We start from the raw sequence: 1,203 nt of genomic DNA, 5'->3' as shown, positions 1-1,203 counted from the left end.
AGAGTCAACATCCCCTGGATAGGGCGTTGACTCTTTTGAGTTTTGCTTGTCCGGAAAAGCCGAGAGCCACCCTGGCTACTATGAGTATCGGACAGCGGGATGCTTATTTATTAATCCTACGAGAAATCACCTTCGGGGAGCAGATGAATAGTTGGGTAGACTGCCCCGAATGTAGCGAACGGTTAGAGTTTACCATGAAAACATCCCAGATGCGCTTGGTAGAACTGCGGGAACCAGAAGCAGAAGATTATATAATCAACGTCGGGGAGTGGGAGTTGCACTATAGATTGCCGAATAGCTGGGACTTGGCTGGAATAGTGGGAAGCAAAGATCATGAAAAAGCGGCCAGACAACTGAGACAAAACTGTTTGCTGGGGGCAAGCCGATCGGGACAAAAGTGGGGGTATAATGACCTGCCAGAGGAGGTGATCGAAAAAATGGTAGAGACAATCGCAACAGCAGACCCCCAAATAGAAATAGTATTAGATCTAGATTGTCCAGCTTGCAGTCATAACTGGCAGGTTCTATTAGATATAGTTTGGTTTATTTGGAAAGAAATCAGTGCTAAAGCCCAGAGGATCCTCCAGGAAGTACACGTGCTAGCCCGATTTTATGGATGGCGAGAGGCGGATATCTTATCTATGACTACGCTCCGACGACAATATTATTTGAGTTTAGTGGGCTGATGGCAGATTTATTTACCAGACTGGCAAAACGAACCTTGGGTTTAATGCCCGTAGTGCAACCCCGAATAGTTTCACGGTTTGCTCCGGAAGAGGCGATGGCTAGTGACAATGCCAATCTAGAAATACCTAGCTTGTTTGAGGGCGATCGCACCATTACACCAAGGGAGCCAACTACACCGGCGTTATCCCCCCAAGATGGTGAAGTTAGGGATAGGGAACCCGAGCCGATCACGAACACAATCTTAGTGGAAATTGAGAGAGAATATTCAGAACATCAGGAATTAACCTCAGAAGGGAATACCTTCAATCAAACTAGCAGGGAAACTCAAAACCAAGAGAACAGAAATACAGAAAAAAACAATAGAGAAAAAAACGCGATCGCACCAACACCAAAAGAGGCAACACCAAAGGAGCCCATGATCAATAATACTGAGGTTCAGTTGGGGGTAAGGGCGGAAAATCAAGAGTTGGTAAATAGAGAGACGATTGGGGAGACAAGCACAGAGATAGATAAAGA

2 protein-coding genes are annotated in these 1,203 nt (G+C 45.8%); both read left to right on the top strand.

Features of this window, described 5'->3' with window-relative positions:
* The coding region (locus F6K53_RS43890; RefSeq protein WP_293087123.1) for a phage baseplate protein at positions 1-686 on the top strand (686 nt) is incomplete at its 5' end.
* Positions 686-1,203 (top strand): hypothetical protein (locus tag F6K53_RS43885; RefSeq protein ID WP_293087121.1); only part of this gene is annotated, 518 nt, incomplete at its 3' end. The genes F6K53_RS43890 and F6K53_RS43885, both read left to right, overlap by 1 nt.

Origin of the sequence: Moorena sp. SIO4A1 (assembly GCF_010672065.1) — a bacterium.
GTDB lineage: Bacteria > Cyanobacteriota > Cyanobacteriia > Cyanobacteriales > Coleofasciculaceae > Moorena.
The sequence above is the reverse complement of the archived record's forward strand: the minus strand, read 5'-3'. Positions and strand labels throughout refer to the sequence as shown.